The organism is Shimia sagamensis (genome assembly GCF_900182745.1).
GTDB lineage: Bacteria > Pseudomonadota > Alphaproteobacteria > Rhodobacterales > Rhodobacteraceae > Shimia > Shimia sagamensis.
Genome location: NZ_FXTY01000003.1, coordinates 68,305 through 89,384, shown reverse-complemented (window position 1 = coordinate 89,384; position 21,080 = coordinate 68,305). Strand labels below are relative to the sequence as shown.

At 54.0% G+C, this 21,080-nt stretch carries 22 protein-coding genes, 1 pseudogene and 1 riboswitch; of the genes and pseudogenes, 15 read left to right on the top strand and 8 right to left on the bottom strand.

Translation table 11 applies throughout. The features are described from left to right. Window positions 1-62 precede the first annotated feature (62 nt). Both QOL67_RS08535 and QOL67_RS08530 read left to right on the top strand, forming a co-directional pair. Window positions 63-920 (top strand): MurR/RpiR family transcriptional regulator, encoded by an 858-nt coding sequence (locus QOL67_RS08535; protein WP_283425555.1) that lies wholly within the window; start codon window positions 63-65, stop codon window positions 918-920. 198 nt (window positions 921-1,118) lie between these two features. After that, window positions 1,119-2,597 (top strand): capsular polysaccharide export protein, LipB/KpsS family, encoded by a 1,479-nt coding sequence (locus QOL67_RS08530; protein ID WP_283425554.1) that lies wholly within the window; start codon window positions 1,119-1,121, stop codon window positions 2,595-2,597. Between the two features lie 16 nt (window positions 2,598-2,613). Here the strand turns inward: QOL67_RS08530 and QOL67_RS08525 are convergent, their stop codons facing one another. The 5 genes from QOL67_RS08525 to QOL67_RS08505 are packed head-to-tail and all read right to left on the bottom strand — an operon-like array spanning window position 2,614 to window position 6,009. Continuing rightward, window positions 2,614-3,258, bottom strand: coding sequence for an energy-coupling factor ABC transporter ATP-binding protein (locus tag QOL67_RS08525; protein ID WP_283425553.1), 645 nt, complete (start codon window positions 3,256-3,258; stop codon window positions 2,614-2,616). After that, window positions 3,255-4,037 carry a cobalt ECF transporter T component CbiQ gene (gene cbiQ, locus QOL67_RS08520; protein WP_283425552.1) on the bottom strand — a complete coding sequence of 261 codons (783 nt, stop codon included), beginning with the start codon at window positions 4,035-4,037 and terminating at the stop codon, window positions 3,255-3,257. The genes QOL67_RS08525 and cbiQ overlap by 4 nt, the downstream gene beginning before the upstream one ends. Next, on the bottom strand, window positions 4,037-4,609 hold the full coding sequence (locus QOL67_RS08515) for a cobalt ABC transporter permease (RefSeq protein ID WP_283425551.1): 573 nt from the start codon (window positions 4,607-4,609) through the stop codon (window positions 4,037-4,039). The genes cbiQ and QOL67_RS08515 overlap by 1 nt, the downstream gene beginning before the upstream one ends. After that, entirely contained in the window at window positions 4,606-5,217 is a 612-nt protein-coding gene (cbiM, locus tag QOL67_RS08510; protein WP_283425550.1) for a cobalt transporter CbiM, read from the bottom strand. Before cbiM ends, QOL67_RS08515 begins: the two co-directional genes overlap by 4 nt. 6 nt (window positions 5,218-5,223) lie before the next feature. Further along, window positions 5,224-6,009, bottom strand: a complete 786-nt coding sequence (locus tag QOL67_RS08505; RefSeq protein WP_283425549.1) for a DUF4198 domain-containing protein — start codon at window positions 6,007-6,009, stop codon at window positions 5,224-5,226. Between the two features lie 128 nt (window positions 6,010-6,137). Then, a riboswitch (cobalamin riboswitch) is annotated at window positions 6,138-6,338 on the bottom strand. 142 nt (window positions 6,339-6,480) lie between these two features. On the opposite strand from QOL67_RS08505, the pseudogene QOL67_RS08500 reads away from it, so the two are divergent. Further along, window positions 6,481-6,925, top strand: a pseudogene (locus QOL67_RS08500) (transposase); the annotation flags it as partial. Between the two features lie 23 nt (window positions 6,926-6,948). On the opposite strand, the gene QOL67_RS08495 reads toward QOL67_RS08500, so the two are convergent. From QOL67_RS08495 to QOL67_RS08485, 3 genes are all read right to left on the bottom strand, one after another. Then, window positions 6,949-7,551 carry a DUF1415 domain-containing protein gene (locus QOL67_RS08495; RefSeq protein WP_283425548.1) on the bottom strand — a complete coding sequence of 201 codons (603 nt, stop codon included), beginning with the start codon at window positions 7,549-7,551 and terminating at the stop codon, window positions 6,949-6,951. Between the two features lie 364 nt (window positions 7,552-7,915). After that, window positions 7,916-8,944 (bottom strand): hypothetical protein, encoded by a 1,029-nt coding sequence (locus QOL67_RS08490; protein ID WP_283425547.1) that lies wholly within the window; start codon window positions 8,942-8,944, stop codon window positions 7,916-7,918. Next, window positions 8,941-10,374 carry a hypothetical protein gene (locus QOL67_RS08485; RefSeq protein WP_283425546.1) on the bottom strand — a complete coding sequence of 478 codons (1,434 nt, stop codon included), beginning with the start codon at window positions 10,372-10,374 and terminating at the stop codon, window positions 8,941-8,943. Before QOL67_RS08485 ends, QOL67_RS08490 begins: the two co-directional genes overlap by 4 nt. A 748-nt stretch (window positions 10,375-11,122) precedes the next feature. Between QOL67_RS08485 and QOL67_RS08480 the strand changes: the two genes are divergently transcribed. The 12 genes from QOL67_RS08480 to QOL67_RS08425 all read left to right on the top strand — a co-directional run bounded on the left by QOL67_RS08480 (window position 11,123) and on the right by QOL67_RS08425 (window position 21,068). Continuing rightward, entirely contained in the window at window positions 11,123-11,902 is a 780-nt protein-coding gene (locus QOL67_RS08480; protein ID WP_283425545.1) for an ATP-binding cassette domain-containing protein, read from the top strand. Between the two features lies 1 nt (window position 11,903). Continuing rightward, on the top strand, window positions 11,904-12,896 hold the full coding sequence (locus QOL67_RS08475; protein ID WP_283425544.1) for an ABC transporter permease: 993 nt from the start codon (window positions 11,904-11,906) through the stop codon (window positions 12,894-12,896). A 101-nt stretch (window positions 12,897-12,997) separates the two neighbouring features. Then, a complete protein-coding gene (locus tag QOL67_RS08470; RefSeq protein ID WP_283425543.1) occupies window positions 12,998-13,909 on the top strand; it encodes a sugar ABC transporter substrate-binding protein in 912 nt (303 codons plus the stop codon). Between the two features lie 72 nt (window positions 13,910-13,981). After that, window positions 13,982-15,016 carry a zinc-binding alcohol dehydrogenase family protein gene (locus tag QOL67_RS08465; RefSeq protein ID WP_283425542.1) on the top strand — a complete coding sequence of 345 codons (1,035 nt, stop codon included), beginning with the start codon at window positions 13,982-13,984 and terminating at the stop codon, window positions 15,014-15,016. Then, window positions 15,009-15,788 carry an SDR family NAD(P)-dependent oxidoreductase gene (locus tag QOL67_RS08460; protein WP_283425541.1) on the top strand — a complete coding sequence of 260 codons (780 nt, stop codon included), beginning with the start codon at window positions 15,009-15,011 and terminating at the stop codon, window positions 15,786-15,788. Before QOL67_RS08465 ends, QOL67_RS08460 begins: the two co-directional genes overlap by 8 nt. 10 nt (window positions 15,789-15,798) lie before the next feature. Further along, on the top strand, window positions 15,799-16,470 hold the full coding sequence (locus QOL67_RS08455; protein WP_283425540.1) for an RraA family protein: 672 nt from the start codon (window positions 15,799-15,801) through the stop codon (window positions 16,468-16,470). A 40-nt stretch (window positions 16,471-16,510) separates the two neighbouring features. Beyond that, on the top strand, window positions 16,511-17,413 hold the full coding sequence (locus tag QOL67_RS08450) for a GntR family transcriptional regulator (RefSeq protein ID WP_283425539.1): 903 nt from the start codon (window positions 16,511-16,513) through the stop codon (window positions 17,411-17,413). Further along, on the top strand, window positions 17,410-17,709 hold the full coding sequence (locus QOL67_RS08445; RefSeq protein WP_283425538.1) for a UxaA family hydrolase: 300 nt from the start codon (window positions 17,410-17,412) through the stop codon (window positions 17,707-17,709). The genes QOL67_RS08450 and QOL67_RS08445 overlap by 4 nt, the downstream gene beginning before the upstream one ends. Further along, window positions 17,710-18,909 carry a UxaA family hydrolase gene (locus QOL67_RS08440; RefSeq protein WP_283425537.1) on the top strand — a complete coding sequence of 400 codons (1,200 nt, stop codon included), beginning with the start codon at window positions 17,710-17,712 and terminating at the stop codon, window positions 18,907-18,909. It begins immediately after the preceding gene. A 10-nt stretch (window positions 18,910-18,919) separates the two neighbouring features. After that, entirely contained in the window at window positions 18,920-19,885 is a 966-nt protein-coding gene (locus tag QOL67_RS08435) for an aldo/keto reductase (RefSeq protein WP_283425536.1), read from the top strand. Then, a complete protein-coding gene (locus QOL67_RS08430) occupies window positions 19,882-20,742 on the top strand; it encodes an amidohydrolase family protein (protein WP_283425535.1) in 861 nt (286 codons plus the stop codon). Before QOL67_RS08435 ends, QOL67_RS08430 begins: the two co-directional genes overlap by 4 nt. Further along, complete coding sequence (locus tag QOL67_RS08425) at window positions 20,736-21,068, top strand: L-rhamnose mutarotase (RefSeq protein WP_283425534.1); 333 nt, start codon at window positions 20,736-20,738, stop codon at window positions 21,066-21,068. Before QOL67_RS08430 ends, QOL67_RS08425 begins: the two co-directional genes overlap by 7 nt. Window positions 21,069-21,080 lie beyond the last annotated feature (12 nt).

Genomic DNA, 21,080 nt, shown 5'->3' with positions numbered 1-21,080 from the left:
TACCGGATAATTTTTGATATGGTCCGTTTATTGGGGAAAGCGTCGGGCAAAAGGGTCTGAGGATGAGCGTGAATATTTCGGAGGCAATAGCCAGTGCAAATCAGACGTTTACCAAGCTGGAACAACGTGTTGCCACCTATCTGAGTAGCCGGCCGGAAGCCGTTGCTTTAGAGACGAGCGCAGAGATTGCCGAAAAATTACAGGTCAGCCCTATGACGGTGAGCCGATTTTTCAAGAAACTTGGCTTTAGCAATCTCAATGAGCTGCGAGCCGACGCACGCCGTGACCTTTACGGGCCGACGTCCGCTCGAATCGGCAGCCGGTTTAAAAGCTTCAAACAAGCAAGCCAGACGCGCGACGCAACCCAGGACCACGCAATTGCCAACGCCGCCATTCGCACGGCCCTGGATTTACGGGAAACCGAGCGATGGCAAAACGCCGTGCAATATGTGGCACATTCTGAGAGCGTGATGGCTGCGGGATTTCAGGTGATGCAATATCTGGCCAACGGATTTGCCATGCGCCTTAAATACCTGCGCTCCAATGTGGTGTTTTTGGACGGCACTGATGGTGTCTATGCTGATGTTTTTGGGGTTGAATCCGAAACCAAGGCGCTAATCTTGATCGACACATTCAGATACGGGAATCACGGACCAATTTTGGCACAGGCTGCGCAAGAACGGGGTTTCAAAGTAATCCTATTCTGCGATGAATTTTGCGACTGGGGTGCAGAACTGAGTGACGTGATGCTACCCTATCCCAACGAGGGTCACATGTTTTTGCCATTCCCCACCGGTCTCCATTTTGGCCTAAATCTGATGTTTCAAGATGTGGTGACCGAGCTTGGAGACAAAGCGCGAGACAAAGTGGAACGGATCGCCATATCTCAGGATTTGTTTGGCAACTTCTTACCGGAATAGCGGGTAGCATTTGCCTTATCTGCGCCAACCAAACAGTCATATCACATGCTGGCTCGGCAGAAGTTGCCACACACGGCGGATTTACCCTTAAAACACGCAAAGCCGCGCTCTATAGAAAGTGGAGGTCGGACGTGTCCAGCTCCCGGAGGAATACTCCCAGTGGCGGCGCGACTGCGGAAGCTTTGGGAGATACAAACGATGGCCAAACTCCTCTGCGATGTGCGCGGCACCTATCGCCTCGAATTTCTGCGCGAGATTGAAAAACAATCAAACGGTGAAATCGAGATTTCCCTGGTTGTTGGGGATCGTGGCGCGGATCTGTTCTCCCGCCCAATCAACACAATGAAACGGGACTGGCGGCACGAGCGCCTGCGCAAGCACCACATGCAAGACACGGTGCATCAAAGTGCCAACCTGGATTTGCTGTCTTCCAATGAATTCCACGACATGGCAACAATGGCCATTGATCACTTTCAACGGGTGAGTGAGAACTACAACTACAACGCCCACAATCTGGATAACCTGCAGGATTACCTGGATTATTACTACATGCTCACCGACGTGATTGCCCAACGTATGATCGAAGAGGAAATCACCCATGTGGTGTTCTTCATGACGCCACATCTGGGGTATGACACGGTTCTGTATCAGGTTGCCAAGAGCCTCGGCATCAAAACGCTTGTAATGAACCAGCAATCCCTGTTCAACGACCGCTTTTTCTCCTCTGGCGCGATAGATGACTATGGCGTTTTTGATCCTTCCGCCTCCGACGCCCCGGCCATTCCACTGGAGCACGGCAAACTGCCGGATCTGTTTTTTATGGACGGCGATTGGCAGAAACCTGGCGCAACCGGCAAATTGAACGCAAAGGCGGTGGGCAGCTTTTTGAAGTATGTTCTGCGGCGCGAACCTGTTCTGCTGCTCAAACCACATCGCCTCTACACACTGCTGAAACGTGTTTCTGATGTTTACGGCAGCTTGCCTGATTGGCGCGATCCATTTGCCCATTATTTCCACAAAAACGCGCTGGCTTATTATGAACACTTGGCTGAATTTGACCGCGGCACAGTCGATTATGAGCAAAAATACGTCTATGTGCCGCTGCACAATCAACCGGAGATGTCTGCATCCACGTTAGGGGGAAGATACCGCGACCAGTTGTTGATGATCGAAGCAATTGCGCGCTCCATTCCCGATGATTGGCAGGTCTATGTGAAAGAGAACCCACGCCAAGGCCTGTTTGCCCGCGGGCCGTTTTTCTTTCACCGCCTGTCACGCATTCCTAACGTCAAGATGCTGCCCTCCTTTGCGGATTCCGCCGCCTTGGTTGCCAACGCGCAAGTGGTGGGCACTGTTGCGGGCACAGCCGGTTGGGAAGGCCTGTTAAGTGGCGTGCCAGCGGTGGTGTTTGGGGGCGCGTGGTACCGATCGCTGCCGGGGGTGACCCCCTATCAAGAAGGGTTGAACTTTGCGCAAATTGCAGCGCAGGGCGTGGACCATGCTGCGCTTGAGAAAGCCTACGGCGCATTGGTCGACCGGTCTCATGAAGGCGCGATCGACGGGCTGTTTTTTGACAAAATTGACGGCTTCAATTCTGCTGAAAATGCAGCGTTGGTGGCCAAATCCGTCACTAAGATTATCCAGGGCGATGTGCCAACAACCTACGGAAAACTGTAGCCAGAGACTCGGAAATCTAAAGCAGTCGGCCGTCACGTAACTCCACTGTGTCCGGTGCCAAAGCGGCCCGAAACGCGGGGTTGTGGCTCACCAACAAGATTGCTTGCGGCAGACCACTTAGGATTTCCAAGAGCCGCGCTTCGTTTTTGGTGTCCAGTGCATTGGTGGGTTCGTCCAGCAAAAGCGCTTCCGGCTCCATCGCCAGCACGGTTGCCAAAGTCACGAGCCGTTTTTCTCCACCAGACAGCTTATGTGTGATGCGATCACGCAGGTGCAGCAGTTGCAGGTCGGTCAGCACCTTTTCCACCGTGGCCAGAGCCTCTGCCTTGCTACGTCCTAGGTTGAGCGGTCCAAAGGCGATGTCTTCGGCCACCGTGGGGCAAAACAGTTGATCATCGGGATCCTGAAACACCAGCCCGATCCGGCGGCGCACTTCGTGAAAATCTGCCTCGACCCGCCGCTCTTGGCCAAAGGCTGTAACAGTACCGGCATCCGGTGTTTGAAGACCCAGCGCAATACGAAAAAGGGTGGATTTTCCAGCCCCGTTTGGACCGGTAATCGACAAACGCTGCCCCGCCTCAAGCTGAAGCGACGCGCCTTCCAGAACGGGTGCATAGCCCGGATAGGCAAAGCGGATGTCATCAAGCTTTAGGATTGTCATACGTAATCCAAAAATAGCAGACCAAGGCACAACGCACTCAGCAGAGTGACAAACAGGTGATCCTTTCGGGTCATGGAGAACTCTTGTAGCAACAAAAGGCGGCCCGAGAAGCCCCGGCATTTCATCGCCCCCAAAATGCGCTCTGACCGTTCGATGGCACGCACCAGCATCATGCCAACCAGATAGCCAAAGCTGCGGTAGGTGTGCCAATTGGTGCCAGGCCGGAACCCGCGGATTTTCATCGCTCCCCGCAGGCGCAGGTACTCTTCACGCAGCACTTCGATATAGCGCACGGTGAACATCAGAAGATGCACCAGAACTTCGGGACAGCGCAGTTTGTGCAACGCATGGCCAAGCGTGACCGGCTCCATAGTACCAACAAGCACCATCAGTGTCAGGATCACCGCATTGGCGGTCAGTCCAATCTCGATGGCCTTCCAGAGCCCCTGCCAGCTTGCTGGAAATCCAAACACGGAGAACATCTCGTCGCCCGGCATGGTGAACGGTAGGAGCACCAACATAAAAATAATGAAGCTGTCCATCATTGCCATGCGCTTGAGCGTGCGACGGATCGGCAGACGGGACAAAATCAGGAGCCCCACCGACACCATCAGCGCAGCGATCAAAGACGGTATGTCCACTAAAGCCACTGTCACCATGGCAAACACACAGGCCATTACGATCCGAACTCGGGGATCAAGATCTCCGATCACGCCATAGGGCGCATCACTGCCTGTCTCCGCCAGCGTCGTGGCCTTGGGTGCCAACGCATGCGCCATCAGGCAGACGTCTTCTTACGGGCCGCGAGATAAAAGCCGAAACCGAATAAGCCAAGGATGTAGCCAATGCCGCCAAGAATATTTTGCATATCGTTCTTTTCGCGGTAGGCCGCAATTTCACGGCGCAGGGGACGGATCTCATCTCTCACGGACTTGGCAATGGCTTGGCGCTCCTCGTCCGATAAAGAAGCGACGGTTTTGCTGTTGGTCGCAACCTTTTCAACCGGTGCGTCTGCAACAATTGCGGCGACGCCCATGATCTCGGCAACCTCTTCTGCAGGCATGACCACCTTGGCTACATGCCCCGCCCCCATGTCGGCGGTAAAACTATGCGCGACCGGACTGGTGGGCGTGTAGAGGAAAAACCCGTCTTCATCCGTGACGGTACGGCCCAGTTCCGCTCCATCGGGTCCGTACACGATGACCTCCTGCCCCACGGCCATGTCCCCACTTGAAAAGCCAAGTTCGCCTTCAATCGCGTCGCCTGCGGGAAAAACTCCGGCAATCACTTTATGCGCCATGGCAGGAAGCGGCGCGCACAACAATGAGACAATCAGGATCAGATGTTTCACGCAGATGAACCTTTCACAAACAGCTCCGGTTTGACTTTGCGCGCCAAGAGAACCGCGAAGCCTGTCAAAAGACCTTCGATCACCATAACCGGAATATGCGCCACAAAAACAAGTTTGGCGGCCGGCAAGAATTCATCGCCAGACAGGGCCAGAGACATCGCGACAAAGGCGGTGGTTGCGGCAATGGCAAACGCGCCACCGATACCACCCCAGATTGCGCCATGAAGCGGTGTGCCGCGTGCGATCAAGCGACCAAAGATCAACCAAGCTAAAACTGCCGGCAGCGCGATATTTACTGCATTGACACCCAACACAGTCAGACCGCCAAAGCCAAAAAACACCGCCTGCAAAAGCAAGCCAACAAACAGCGCCGGAAACGCGGCCCAGCCGAGCAAGAGCCCAGCCAGACCGTTAAGGATCAAATGCACAGATGACGGGCCAATTGGCACGTGGATCAGCGAGGCCACAAAAAAGCTGGCCGACAGCACCCCCGCCGTGGGGATGCGGTCCAGATCCAGAGATTTGAGGCCAACGGCAATCCCCCCGGCTGCGGCAATCGCGCCGCCGATCACAACAGGGTTGGACAAGGCACCGTCAACAATGTGCATGCAAGCTTACTCCAGATCCCAAGCGCGGATCCAAATCACCGCGTCTTGGCTCAACTCTTTGCCGTCATGCTCAACTTTGGGGCCAACCCCTAGAGCTGCAAAGCCCCAGAGGCCAGCCTTTGGCACACCAAAGGTGAAGTAGCCGTTGTCATCCGAAATCGCCACCAACGCGCCGCCAGGCAGCGGCGACGCGGTCTTGGCTTTGGCGCCGGTGCCGGACAGATCAGGCTCTGCCGCCATGTATTCGATCTCGATCTCCGCACCGGTAACCGGCTGGCCTTCGCTCAGCACGCGGCCTGTAAATGTGCCGCCTGCGATGACATTGTAGGGTTTGTTCAGGGGCAGGATCTCGGTGGGCAGCCCTTGAGGTTGATCCCAATCGGTGGGCAGCTCGTTTCGGTTCAGGTAAGTTTTGGTGATCTGCTGGATATAGATGTCCTCAGACTCTTCGTAGTAAGGCGCAGGCACGGTCACGAGTACATAGTCGCCTGAGCGTTTCACTGGCACGGACCCCATGAAGGCTTTGGCAGTGTTGTCAGGACCGTCGAAGGTGGTCTCTTTCAATGTGTCCATAAGGTCGGTTTTTTTGCCGTTGTGAATCACATAGAACTCTTCCGGCTTTTCTAGGGTCATCACGTGACCGGCATCATGCGGGTGCCAGAAAACCAGTTTCACCGGCACATCACCCGGACGCGCAATCATAGTGTCCTCAGTATATTCCAGCAGGAAATGTGCCTGGGCCATTACGGGCAATATCAGCGCAGCAGTGGCTGCCAACACCAGTTTTTTCACAACTTGGATCCTTATCACGTCGCGCCTTCCCCGGCGCATTACTTTGTGACTTTGAGGAGACTGGAGCTGGTTGCCCAATGTGGCAAACAGATCCAGCGTACACCCCGTCGCCGATGATGAGTGCCCCTTCCGAGGGCGCATGTCCGGCAGGTCTCCTGACTCGCGGGTCGTAGCACGTCGCTGAGCCTTCCCGGGGATCCCCAGTGGCATGATCAGCTGTGCTCGCCGCTTACAGTTGCGGGGGCAGTTGCAGAGTTGGCCAAGACAGCCGCACTGCATTCCCTATTGCTTCCGGAGGATTCCCCGGAACCGAACATGGCGTGTGTGTGCCAGACCTCGGGCAGACCGGTCAATAAGGTATTGCGTCTTAGAGCACGCTATTTGCGACGTTGTTGGGGGGAGCGGTGAGAATATCTGATCCTCCCCCACTGAACTGGTCCGGCTCTATAGTTGGCAAACAGAAGATTGAAGGTGGGAAGCAAGCGACACAAACCGGAAGAGAGTGTCACGGAGTTGCGACAGGTTGAGGTGCTGTGCGGTCAAGGAATGCAGCGGGTAGACATAATCTGTCAGGGGCTGATTACCGAGCGGACGTTTTATCGATGGCGCGAGCAATATGGCGGTATGGGAACCGACCAACTGAAGGAACTCAAACGCTTTCAGAAAGAGAAAGACCGGCTGCGCTGTACCGTCTCGGACCTGACTTTGGGCAAATCATCCTGTCGGAAGCCGCATGGGGAAACTATTGAGCTCTACGCGTCGTCGCTGCATTGAACATGAGCGAAGAAACCAGTTCCTCATCTCAGAGCGACGCGCCTGCCTTGCCTTAGGGCAGCACCGATCCACTCAAAGGCGGGTGCCGGTTGGACGTTTTGACGACGCTCGCTTAGTGGCTGACATGATCGATCTGACGCGGCTACAAGACAATGCAAACAGTTGTTATTTACCCCAGGGGCAGAGTGCTTCGACCTGCTGGCGGCCAAGTTTATTCAATGTTTCTATGTTGTCTAAATAGATTTTCTCGGGGTCCGAAACGTGAGCGAGGACTTTGGTCATCTGAGCTTGACGCAGAATATGTATGGTTGGATAGGGGGAGCGATTGGTAAAGTGGCTAAGATCGTCTGCGGCCACCCCCTCAAATTGATATTGAGGATGAAAGGAGGCTAATTGCACATGCTCTGTCAGTTCTGCTGCCTCCAAAAGCTGCTGAAACCAATCGAGTAAGTCGAGGTAATCACCGAACTCATCTAGACCTCGGGTAAACATGAGCAAGCTAGTGGCAATGTCATTTTCGTTGGCCTCTAGCAGACGGTTTAACTCCTCCACATAGAACTGCTTTAGCTGTGCATCGGCGGTGGCATCACATATGGCATAATGAACTTGGTCACGGGCTATGACGCTAGAGGAGAATGGGCATAGGTTTAGTCCTACTACCATTTTTTCGAGCCACCGACGGGTTTTTGTAACCACGTCTTGATGAGCTTTTGATAGCGTCTCAGAGTCAAACTTATTGATACGATAGATCCTTTTTTGTTTGGCCAACTTAAAGCATATTCTGCTCATATTTCCAATTTGTTTGCGAAAGCCAAAACCATCGACACGGCATAGTCACAACCGTCTAGTGTGTCATACAACCTTTCGCCAATGGCAAACGGCCCGGAACTGCCTTTGACCGAATGCCAAAACGCCGCATTGCAGCTTTCCTACAACTGTCGTTGACGCACGGGTGCAGCATTTGCCTATTGACTGTGGATATGCGCAGGAAGCGATTGACGATCAGGCGACGTCTCCACAGAGCAATACTAAACAGGCCTGCCGGTCCGGGGTGCGGACGCTGCATTCGAAGCCAGTGGCCCTCATACCATGCGGTGAAACGCCGGTCTGTCGTATGAACCTTGGATCTGAATCAGGTTTCTTTCGGCAAGTACATTCGAGCCCAGGTGTAAAGCCCGTCGATCCATGCTTCCAAATTATCGGAATCACCTTTGAAGGCTTTGAAACGGTTGAAATAGGTTGCCCAGCCCATTGCATAGGCGCGGCAGTCCTTGCAGTCGAGATTGGGGCTGCAGCATTTGCTTTTGCTGCGCGTGGCGTCTGAGGTGAAATGTTCAAACCCGTTGCTCAGCCGGTTGCCGCAATTGGTGGCTACACCGGCTTCGTCGAAGGCATAGACCTTGTCGATGGGCTGTGAGATCCAATCGTTGTAGTGCAGGGAATAGACGACCGTTTCCGGAAACAGGGCCATCGCGTCGATGATGCGCTCGCGGGCCAGCGCCAGGCTGTCTTGCGTGTGGCGTGGGTCATTGTCAGCGGTGCCGACTCGAAAATACGGGTCAACGGAGTCCGTGGATTGGGTGATCTGTCGGTTGTACTGTTCCGTTGTTGAATAGAAGCTGAATGTGATATCGACACCATTGTCGTTGCATAAGCGCGCGGCTTCGACGATTTGATCAATATTCAGGGCCGAGATGGTAAAGGTGAACAGCGCTCTCGGATCCCCGGCGTAGTTGCGCAACGCCTTGCGATTGACATCGGCACCGCGCAATGCTGCGTTGGTTTCACCTAAGCCCCACATCGACACGTGGATGCGATAACTGATGTCGCTTGAGATGCCTTTGGTTCCATTGGTGAATATCACGCCCTGGGGAATGTGCGCGACGGCGCTCTCGATATGCTCTGGTACCATACTGGGTTCCGCCCCCGCCAGATAAGCAAAGTTAATCCCACGGGCGGCTTCGGCGCGAAACAAATCGTCCCACGCGCTTATCTTCGCTTCCGCGGTAATGCGTTGATCGACAGGTTTGGAGAAATACAGGCACCCTTCGCATTTTAAGTTGCAGCGATTTGAAATGTCGTAGTTGCTGCCTTTGAGCCGTGTCAGCCGTTTGCGCAAAGCCAACAATCGGTGCGCAGGCGACAGTGAGAGATCAGTCATGTCTGTAGGGAGGCCTCTGGCTGGTCAAAGAGTGCGCCTTGCAGGAAGGACAGCATCTTGCCCTTGCGCGCCAGGTAACTCGCTATATCGTGCTGGGTGACATCGGCTTGGGCTTGGACATTTAGATTGGGCAAATCGTTCAAAAGCGCCGCGTGTTTTTCGTCAATGCTGTTGTTGCCAGCATAGATCAGCTTGGTTCGCTTTGGCGGCGAGTGCTGAAGACGATTGATCGGATTGCGAAGGTCGAGGGGTACACGGCGTGCCATTTTCTCCAAAGTGGCGGGGCGGCGCTTGTCGCCAATCTCGGCTTGGAACGCGGGATCGACACAGGTAGCAGGACCAAATAGGACAAGCCGTTCCGGCGCCAAGTCCACGGCAAAATTCAGAGCGGCCAACGCCCCGCCCGAACTGCCGATAATGGCCAAACGGTGGTCTGGGCCCATTTTTCTCAACAGGGTGTCGAGCTTGGTCACAGTCTCAGTGTAGCCCGTAGCAAAGCCAGCCAAGCCCGTGGAGCAATAATATCCATCAGGGTCCACTGGATAGACAGCGGTGCAGCCCAAAGCGGCCGCATAGCGATCAAACAGGACTATAGCCTTATGGGAATGTAGGCAGGTCAGCAAAAGGGTGTTGCTTGGTCGGATTGGACTTATCTGCACAGGCTTGTTTGCCATCCCCTCGATCGCGTGGGTGTGCTGGGCCAATTCTGGGATATCCAATGGCACCCGACCACCAAGGGCAGAGGCGGGAAAGGGGGGATTACTTAGGTCAAAAAACACATCCAATTTCTGTGTCAGATGGTCGATCTGTTCGGCGTCGGGCCAGCGCTGTTTTGCTCGTTCTATAAGGGGGTGAACGTCTTGCGGGCGTTTACAGAGGATCGTGCAAAAGAGTTCAAGCGCGACCAGGTGATCTGGGTGCCCATCCCGTTGGAAAACCATCGTCTCGATGTCGTCCAGTGCGATGGTTTCCCGCGCGATTTGAATTTCTGCCTCATAGAAGTGGCGCAGCGCGTTCCGGTCTTTTTTATCGTTGGCAAGCACCTTTTGGGCGAACAGGCGCAAGCTTTGCCAATCTTCAAGCCGCTGCGCGTTGTCCAGCAAAAGGCCACCCAGGTTGTTCAGGGGAAATGCCTCACGTGCGCAAAGAACCCGACCTAGGGCAACCGCCTCGTGGCGAAGACCCGTGGCCAGGGCCAAACGGATCTTAATGTGCAGCCAGGCTGGCATCGACAACCCATGCCTATCCCCTTCGGCGACCGTTTCTTTCGCGTGGTCTACTCTGCGCAGATGCAGATGAGCCCTGGCTTGCCAGATCAACAGTTCGGGATGTTTGGGATGCTGCTCGCGCAGCGGTTTAAGCTGTTCAAGGATACCTTCAAAATCCCTGGTCTTGGCCAACGAACGAATGGTGCTTAGATGCTTTGACATCGAACGGTCATCGTTATTTTGCGTTGCTGCATCCATGGGGAGATCCTCAGAACTGGATTAGGTGCGTATTCCGGACTTTGCGGACAGCGGTTCCAACGGCGCGAGGACGATCATTCCGAAATGCGCGTTTTGGATCAACACTTTAGAACCCGCCGAAATACGGTAAATAGCCATCTATGGCGCAATTTGCACTTTTCGTTCCCAATCTCAACCCCGATTGCTCGCCGTAAGGCGCTGGTCAGTGCAAACCAAGTGCACCATACAACATGCCGCACTTTAAAACGCGTGGATAAAGGCCGCCATTCGTGCGCTGTGCAGCATCCAGGACTAAGGGCTCTAAGCCGACATGCGGCGGTGCAACGTCACGTTCCCACACTTGGTCGATGATCGACGCGGTTACCGGCGAATGACCGCTCCCAGCCCAAAGCAGAAAAGAGCGTTCCGTGCTTAGGGGAAAATCGGAGAACTTCTGTACAGTTTTTTTGAGGTCAGAATTGGCAAAAACTCGGAAAAAGGTATATCACCGCGACTTCCATAGCTCCGGGAGAGATGTGGCGTCATTGACTTACGGCACCCGCCATTTAGTAGAAATTCTAAGGGGTTATTGCTGTGTCGGACACCCACTCATGGCGTCTTCTGGTCAGGCTTTGTATTTTATGTAAAAAAAACATTTGACCGACTCGCATTATGTTTTTTATAGATAGAAAAACAAAGCGTTCGAGGAAGTGCTTTGCAGGGAGGAAAAATCATGGCCAGCCAAGATGGCAAAAAACCCATTCTGCGCGCCCGGGGCGTTAGTAAACACTATGGCGGGGTAGTTGCGCTCGAAACTGTGGATCTTGACCTGCATGAGGGGGAAGTTCTGGCAGTTGTGGGTGATAATGGCGCCGGGAAATCAACGCTGATCAAAGCATTGACCGGCGCAATTCCCAAAACCTCCGGAACCATCGAAATGGATGGTCACGAGGTACAGATCAACTCGCCGACCGATGCGAAAGCAGCGGGCATTGAAACAGTTTATCAAGACTTGGCACTGGTCAACGAATTGTCCATCACAAAGAACATGTTTCTCGGGCGCGAGTTAATCCGTAACGACATTTTGGGCCGGCTGTTTGGCACGTTGGATTTCCCAAAAATGGACGCTGAAATCCGCGCGCTGTTTCAAAAGTTGGATATTCGCATCGCCGATATTTATCGCGAAGCCGAAGCCTTCTCCGGTGGTCAACGCCAAGCTGTGGCCTTGGCGAAAACCGTAATGTTTGGCAAGCGCATTGCCATTCTGGATGAACCCACGGCTGCGCTCGGCGTGCGGGAAAGCAAAATGGCGATGGATCTGGTGCGCTCCCTGAAGGATCACGGATTGTCCGTCATTATGATTACCCACAACATGCAGCATGTCATGAACTATTGTGATCGTGTCATGGTTTTGCGCCTCGGCCGTCTAGCGGCTGTGCGCGACGTGAAAGATGTGGATGGCGATACGCTTGTCGGTTTGATCACCGGCGCATCCGAAGACAAGGCCGCTTGAGATGACAGACATGACTCAAAACTCTTCTACCCAGTTTTCCACACCCTCCGCCGACGGCTCCAGTTTTGCAGTCCTGAAACACCAGTTTCTGCAGATCTGGCAGGTATTGGCAGCGCTTGTACTGATCTATTTGGTGTTCTTCACCCTGTCTGAACCATTCAGAAGCCTAGACACTCTGTTGTCGATTTTTGGCCAGGCCTCCATTCTTGCCATCCTCGCCTGCGGCACCACGGTTGTGTTGATATCCGGTGGCTTGGATCTTTCTGTGGGCTCGATTTTTGCCGTTGTCGGCGTAATTGTGGGCATTGCTTTGGCCGAATATCAGCTACCTGTGGTGGTTGCGGTCCTCATTGGACTGCTGGCTGGCGCCGCAATGGGAGCACTCAATGGCACCATTCAGGTGTTCACCAAAGTGCCTGCCTTCATTGTCACGCTGGGCGGACTAACAGCCTATAAAGGGATCGCCGAAATCCTTGCAAGTGGGCGGGACTTGTCGCGCTTTCCCGATAGCTTTCAGATGTTGGGGTCGGGGTATCTGGTGCCAATGCTGATCATGTTCGGAGTGGCGCTTGTGACTGGGCTGTTCCTTACAAAGACACAGTTGGGCAACCATGCCTTCGCCATTGGAGGCAACGAAGAAGTGGCCCGCCTGTCAGGTGTCAACGTGCGTAAAAGTCGGATCTACTACTACATGTTGGGCGGCGTTCTCGCAGCAACAGCAGCCATTCTTGAGGTCTCCAAACTGAACTTCGCAATGCCAGCGCGCGGTCAGAGCTATGAGTTGTTTGCAATCGCCGCTGTGGTGATTGGCGGTACAAGCCTGTTTGGCGGCCGTGGCGGGGTTGGAAAAACTCTTATTGGCATGCTGATCATGCAGACCATCATCGTGGGGCTGTCATATCTCGGCGTCGGAACCTCAGTTCAGCGCATCGCTATCGGCATCATCATTATTGTCGCCGTTTACTGGGACGTTTGGCGCCGACCAAGCCGCTAGCGCACATCAAATCTGAAAATTCTGACGGGCGTGGAGGAGCGCCCGCGGGAAAAGACCGCCCGAAACTCGGGCACTCAAAGAAGCCAAAGGGAGGAAGACCAATGAAAATTAAAGCACTCAAGGGGATGGTGGCATCTGTCGCGGTATCCGCATTGACCGCAGGAGCCGTATTCGCAGATGATCTGCGCATCGCTTACACCGGTTATTCGACAGACAATACATTTTGGATTGGCGTGGCGAAATCTGCTGCAGCTCAGGCTGAGGAAATGGGTGTCGAACTCATTGATCTGACAGCGTCTTCTGCAGACGCTGCGGCACAAAAAGATGCTGTCGATCGCGCGATTAACATGGGTGTTGATGGCATTATTATTGGGTCTGTTGACAACCGGGCCTTCGATGCGTCGCTGGATAACGCGAAGCGCAAAGGCATTCCCGTTGTTGCTGTGGACACTGGCATCGAACATGAGCATGTTGCCAGCCTGGTTCAAACCGACAACCTTGCGGCGGCCTCGATTGCTGGCAGCTATATTGTCGACAAACTGGACAGCGGATCGGTCCTGATCCTCGGCGGCTCTGCCGGACACCAGACCGGCAATGCGCGTCGCGATGGGGTTAAAATCGCTGCAGAGGCCGCCGGTCACGAAGTGATTTTCCAGATCTGTGACTGGCAAGACGCCTGCGCCTATGAAACCACCGTTAACTTCTTGCAGTCCAATCCGGATATCAAAGCCATCTTCTCGGCCTGGGATCCGGGCGCTCTTGCTGCGGTTTCTGCGGCCACTGAGCTTGGCAAAATCGATGACTTGGTCATTGTTGGCTTTGACGGCAACCCCGCCAATCTTGTTTCCATTGAGGCCGGCGAGCAGGCCGCAACGATCAAACAGGACAACACGCGCATGGGGGTTGAGGCGGTGACAAACCTCATCGGCCTGATCAAAGGCGAAGAGGTTCCAAGTTTCACACCAATTGACGGCATCTTGATCACCTCAGACAACGTCGGCGACTTCAAGTAAGACATGCCACTTTGGCCGCCTGCCATGTGGCAGGCGGCTGTTCCAAACCCAATTCGAAGGACGCCCAAACCCATGCAAGCATTGGCCATCACCTCCATTGGCGAAACTGCCTTCACTACGGTAGAAATGCCAAAATTGGGCCCGCAAGACGTCCTGTTGGAGGTTGGGTGTGTCGGTCTGTGTGGCAGTGACCTCAATACATTTCGCGGCTTTAATCCTCTCGTCAAGCTACCGCGCATACCAGGCCACGAAATTGGTGGTACCATTGTGCAAACCGGCCCCGACGTGCCAACCGAGTACACGTCCGGCGCTACAGCGATTGTAATTCCCTACACTGCTTGTAAAAAATGCTCCGCCTGCCGCGCAGGTCGGCCCAATGCTTGTAAATTCAACGAAACACTCGGTGTGCAACGCGACGGAGGCATGGCCTCTCAGCTGGTCGTCCCATATGACCGTCTGATCCTAAACGACCAGCTTTCCCTGCGAGAGCAAGCCTTGGTTGAACCTCTGTCAGTCGGATTTCATGCTGTGCAACGTGGTTCGGTCACCCAGAATGACACCGTGGTCGTTCTTGGTGCCGGCATGATCGGAATTGGTGCCGTTGTTGGCGCTCTGGCGCGCGGTGCACGCGTGATCGCAGTTGAAATTAGCGATGCAAAACAGGCCACACTGCGCAGTCTGGGCGTGCAAGACATCATAAACCCGCTCACGGATTCGCTGTCGGATCGTGTGGCAACACTCACCAACGGACATGGCGCGGATGTTGTCATCGAGGCAGTGGGTTTACCCGAGACTTTTCGCAGTGCTGTTGACTTGACCTGTTTTGGGGGCCGCGTGGTCTATGTTGGCTACGCGAAAGCCGAAGTCAGCTACAATACGTCGCTGTTCAATCTCAAAGAACTCGACATCATGGGATCGCGGAACGCGACACGCTCTGATTTCGAAGCTGTCATCGATCATCTCCAAACAAAGCCGGAACTGGCCCAAAAACTGATTTCTCGGGTGTTCTCATGGCAAGACGCTGCACAGGCCTTCCCGTTTTGGGAAGCCAACAGACAAGATATTTTCAAGGTAATGATCGACATGCAAGGTAACGACAATGACTGACGCAACGCGGCTCGCTGAACAATACGGTTTGAGCAAGAAAACCGCGCTGGTGACCGGAGGTGGCACAGGCCTTGGCAAGGCGATTGCAACAAGCCTTGCGCAAAGTGGCGCTAAGGTAGTGATTGCCGGACGCCGCGAAGATGTGTTGCAGGCTGCCTGTGCGGAAATCGGCATGGGTACGAGTTATCAAGTGCTGGATTTGACTGATGTCGCGGCCATTCCCGCCGCCGCCGCACAGTTACATGCCGATCACGGCGCTTTTGATATTCTGGTGAACAACGCAGGCAACACCATCAAAAAGCCCTTCATGCAGTCTGATCTTGCCGACTTTGACAGCGTGTTTGATGTGCATGTGCGCGGTGCTCTGGAATTGAGCCGTGCCGTGATGGGGCAGATGTTGAACGCGGGAACCAAAGGCTCAGTGCTTTTTATCTCTTCAATGACAGCCTACATCGGGCAACCCAATGTGTCCGGCTACACTATCTCCAAGACCGCGATCAACGGTGTGATCCGCGCCCTGTCCGCAGAATTTGCTCAAAGTGGCATTCGTGTGAACGGCGTCGCGCCAGGTTGGATCGATACTGATGTGTTTCGGACGGCGACCAAAGGCGACCCGGAACGTAAAGCAAAAATCATGAGCCGCATTCCCATGGGCAGCCTGGGAGATCCGGAAGACATCGGATGGGCCTGTGCCTTTCTCTGCGCGCCAGCTGCAAAATATGTCACCGGACAGGTCCTGCTTGTCGATGGTGGCGGAGCAACAGGGTTTTAAGGAACAGAACATGACCGACAAAGAACTGTTTTCAACAATGAAAGAAAAGCTGTTCACTGCGGTGATCGGCGACGTCCTTGATGTGCTGGGGTACCGCAAGCAGTTTCTGCCGCAACCCATCAAACCGCTTGTATGCGGCACAAAACTCGCTGGCCGCGCAATGACTGTTTTGGAAGCGGACTACCTTGAAGGTAAGGGCCATGGCCCATTAACAGACAAACCTTTTGGCCTCATGTTCGAAGCTTTGGATGATCTAAAAGAAGACGAAATCTACATCGCGTCTGGCAGCTCTTTTGAATACGCATTGTGGGGAGGGTTAATGTCCACGCGTGCGCTTCACCTGAAGTCCGCTGGTGCAGTATTGGACGGCTTCGTGCGCGACAGCGATGAAATCAAGCATCTTGGCTTCCCAACCTTCTCACGTGGAACCTTTGCGCAAGATCAGGGGGTACGTGGTAAGGTTTTGGACTACCGTGTGCCGATTTCGATTGAGGGTGTTAGTGTAAATTCCGGCGACCTCATTTTTGCCGACGACGAGGGTGTTTTGATCATCCCTCAAGAGGTCGAGAGCCAAGCCATTCAAGATGCGTTGGTCAAAGTTGCAACTGAAAACGACGTCGCCGATGCGATCAAGGGCGGCATGTCGACACAAGACGCCTTTGCAACCTTTGGCGTGATGTAAGACAGTCTGCCAAAGAATTCAAATTATTCAGAGCCGTTTCATGTCACGCGATAATTCAACATACAAAGACAGCCTAAACCGAAGCTTGGATTTTGTGGCGACTTTGCCGCTTGAGGGCACATTGCCATCTGAGGTTGAATTGACGCACCGCCTCGGGATCAGCCGGACCACCGTCCGCGCTGTGCTGACCCAATTAAATGACAGCGGGATTATTCAGTGGTCGGGACGCACCAAAACCGTTCTCCGCAAACCAGTCCCGACGGACTACTTTGCGCGGGAAGAAACACTGTCGACCAGTGAGCGCGTCGAAACCCAGTTCATGGAATACATTCTTGGTGGCGATTTAAAACCGGGGACCATTCTGCACGAGAGTGAAATGGTGAGAGCGTTTGGCGCAAGCACTTCGGTGCTTCGCGAATGCCTGATTAAATTTTCTCGGTTTGGCCTGATAGAGAAAGAGCCGAACAGGCATTGGGTGTTGCGTGGCTTTACCCGAGATTTTGCCATCGAATTGTTTGATGTGCGCGAGATGTTTGAGCTGCGGGCCTTCCAATCCCTTGTGGAGGCAGGGTCAAATAAGACTGCGTTCAAACAACTGATCTCTCTAGATAAGGCTCATGAGAAAATCATTCGCAATATCGACACGGAGTATCTCAATTTTCCGCGTCTCGATGAGCAATTTCACCGAATTTTGCTCGACGGTCTCAGCAACAGGTTTATCGACGACTTCTTTGAACTGGTGTCAGTGATCTTCCACTACCACTATCGATGGAACAAGCGCGACGAACACGAGCGTAACCTGGTGGCCGCAGAGCAACACCTTGCAGTGATACATGCGTTAAAGACCGACGACAAAGTGGGGGCCGTCGATCTCTTTCAGGCGCACTTGAATGCCGCCCGCACAACCCTCCTTGGCAGCGTGACATGGGACACTGAAACGTGACTGAACACTCAAAGAACGACCATCGGATTCTGGTATTGGCCGACGGCGATAATGTCGCCGTGATCAAGGCTACAATACTGGCAGGCGAGTGCATTCGTCTGCGAGGGCACGACGTTGTCGTGCCGCAAACACTGGGGCTTGGCCACAAACTCGCGGTAGAGAATATTCCTGCCGGTCGAGACATCGTCAAATACGGCTTTCCCATCGGATTTGCAGCGACCGACATCCCATTGGGGACGCATGTGCATGTGCATAACCTATCCAGCCGATACACCCAAGTTGAGGTGATGGAGTAAATGATGACCGCAATGATGGCTTGGCCGCGAAAAGACGGCCGCAAAGGTATTCGAAACGTTGTCTTGGTCGCATATTTGGTGGAATGCGCCCATCATGTTTGCAAGCAGATTGCCCGGCCTTTTCCGGACGGGGATGTGCAGGTTGTAGGATTTTCTGGGTGCTTTCCATCGGACTACGGTCAAGACATGATGGCGGCCTTGTGCACACACCCCAATGTCGGGGCCGTTCAACTTGTTTCGCTTGGATGCGAAAATTTCAAAAAAGGCCAATTGGCTGAGGCCATCCGCGCGTCGGGTCGTCCGGTGAATGTCATCACAATTCAAGACGTGGGGGGGACGGGGGCTGCCATCAAAGCTGGACGGGACTGGGTGCAACAAACCCAGTCCGAAATCATGGCTTTGCCAAAGGTCGAAATGGAGGTGTCTGAGCTGGTGATTGGCACCATTTGTGGCGGCTCAGACGCAACATCTGGCATTACTGGAAACCCGGCCGCCGGCGTGGCCTTCGACATGTTGGTCCAGGAGGGCGCAACCTGCATTTTTGAGGAAACCGGTGAGCTGATCGGCTGTGAACACGTGATGGCGGATCGTGCCGCCAATGCGGACCTGCGGCCCGCGATCATCGCTTCGGTGGATAAAGCAGCCAAATACTATGCGGCGATGGGGTATGGCTCTTTTTCTAACGGCAATGCGACTGGCGGACTGTCGACGATCGAGGAGAAATCTCTCGGCGCCTATGCCAAGTCGGGGCAAAGCAAGATCGCCGGTATTCTCCGCCCCGCCCAAACCGCCCCATCAGGCGGGTTGTATCTATTGGACGTCGTGCCGGATGGCCCCCCCAAATATGGCTATCCGAACATCAACGACACTGCAGAAATCATTGAATTGATTTCTTGTGGCGCGCACGCTGTGATCTTTGTCACCGGGCGCGGGTCGGTGGTGGGATCGGCAATTTCTCCGGTCCTCAAAGTATGCGCCAACCCGGAAACATATACACGCATGTCCGGCGACATGGATGTAAACGCTGGTCGGGTGTTGGAGGGCGGTGCAACCTTACAAGATGTCGGTACTGAGATTGTCGAGAGACTGGTGTCCCTTGGCCAGGGTCAAAAAACCGCCTCTGAAGACTTGGGGCACGCCGAATTTGTCCTGACATATAAATCTGCGGCTCCGAAAGAGCCCGGATGTCATCCCAACTAAGGCAATCGTAATGCTCAATGACACACATCGCTTGGCTCTTGGCACTGCAGCTCTCTCTGGTCTCTACAGGCCGGTCAGCAAATCCGCTGTCCAGGACGTTCTAACCACCGCTTGGGACAACGGCATTCGATATTTTGATACAGCTCCACACTATGGGAATGGGGCCTCTGAAGGCCTGCTTGGTGAATTCTTAAGGGATAAAGGCGGCTGGGTTCTGTCCACTAAAGTAGGACGTGTGCTTACACCGGACAGCAACCCTTCAGAGGTCGTCAATGGTTTTCATAATGCTTGGCCTTTCAAACAGCATTTCGACTTTACCTACGACGGAATTATGCGGTCCGTTGAGGATAGCTTTCAGCGTCTTGGGTTGAACCGCATCGACATTCTGTTTGTGCATGACATTGGGGATCCCGACGCAGGCACAAACACCAAACACCATCGGGCCCAGTTATTGGATTCTGGCGTGAAAGCTCTGGAAGAACTCAAGGCGGATGGCACTGTGAAAGCGGTTGGCCTTGGGGTCAACACGGTGGAGATCTGTGAGGAATTGCTTGGGCAATTTGAGTTGGATCTGATCCTATTGGCAGGCCGCTACACATTGCTGGATCAATCGGCACGCAAACGCCTGTTTCCGCTTCTGCGTCAACACGATGTGCGATTGGTGATCGGAGGTGTCTTCAACTCTGGCATTCTGGCCACCGGTCCTCGTCCCGGCGCACATTACAACTATGCCCCTGCCTCTTCCGAGATCTTGGAAAAGGTGGCCAATCTTGAAGCCGTGTGCGCACAGCATGACACTGCGTTGCCTGCGGCCGCTATTCAATATCCGGATCAGCATCCGCTTGTAGCGTCAACGTTGATCGGCACCAGCAAGGCGACGTCGCTTAAGCGCAATATCACGCAATTCAATGCGCCAGTGCCTGCCGCGTTGTGGGAAGACTTCAACACCCATGGCATGATTGTTGCAGACGAATGATCATCGACTCACACCAGCATTTTTGGAAGCTTGCTCGGGGCGATTACCCTTGGCCAAATGAGACCGTCGCAGGCATTTTCCGCGACTTTGAACCGGCAGATCTGGCGCCGCTTCTGACAAAAAGTGATGTTGATCGTACGGTACTGGTGCAAGCCACTGATACGGTGGCTGAAACCGAGTTTCTTTTGCGGATAGCGGATGAAGTGCCTTGGGTCGCGGGCGTAGTCGGATGGGCTGATCTAAATGCAAGTGACGCTATTGAGGTCATCGATAGACTCAATCAGCATCCCGCGCTTAAAGGTCTGCGCCCGATGCTGCAGAACATTCCGGATACAGAGTGGATTCTGCAGGACACAGTTGGCTCGGCCTTGTCTCATATGGCCCACTTGGGCCTTTGCTTTGATGCATTGATCCAACCACGCCATCTCGCGGCAATCGAACAAATCGCAAGACAGAACCCAACTTTAAAAATCGTGATAGATCACATCGCCAAACCGAAGATGGGCGGTGGGCAGCTAGCAGACGAAGATTGGGTGGCCGGTATGCGCCGATTGGCTGAACTGCCAAATGTGTACTGCAAGCTCTCCGGACTGGTCACTGAGATCGGTCCCGCCTGGACAATGTCAGATCTGGCACCATTTGCGACGCACGTGTTGCAGGTTTTTGGGCCCGAAAAGGTGCTTTTTGGCAGCGACTGGCCGGTGGTCAATCTCGCCAGTACCTACATGGGCTGGCGCGAGATTGTTGACAGACTATTGGCCGACTTGTCGCAAGAAGATCTCGCCAGGATTATGGGCCTGAACGCAGAGGTTTTCTATGATCTCTGCCGCACGACAACAAAGGGCAAGCAATGGTAGAACGCATGGGCATGGTGATCGGGATCTCTTCCGAAAACATCATAGAATACAAACGACTTCACGCTGATGTTTGGCCGGAAGTTCTGGCGCGGCTAAAGCAGTCCAATATCACCAATTACTCCATTTTTCTCCGTGAGCCGGAAAACCTGATGTTCAGCTATTGGGAATATTGCGGCTCCGACTTTGATGCGGATATGGCGGCCATAGCTGAGCACGAGGTCACGCAGAAATGGTGGGAAGTCTGCGGCCCGATGCAACGCCCTTTGGACACGCGCAAAGAAGGAGAATGGTGGGCCGAAATGAAGCAGGTTTTCTTTTTGGCGTAAGGGAAATCAATT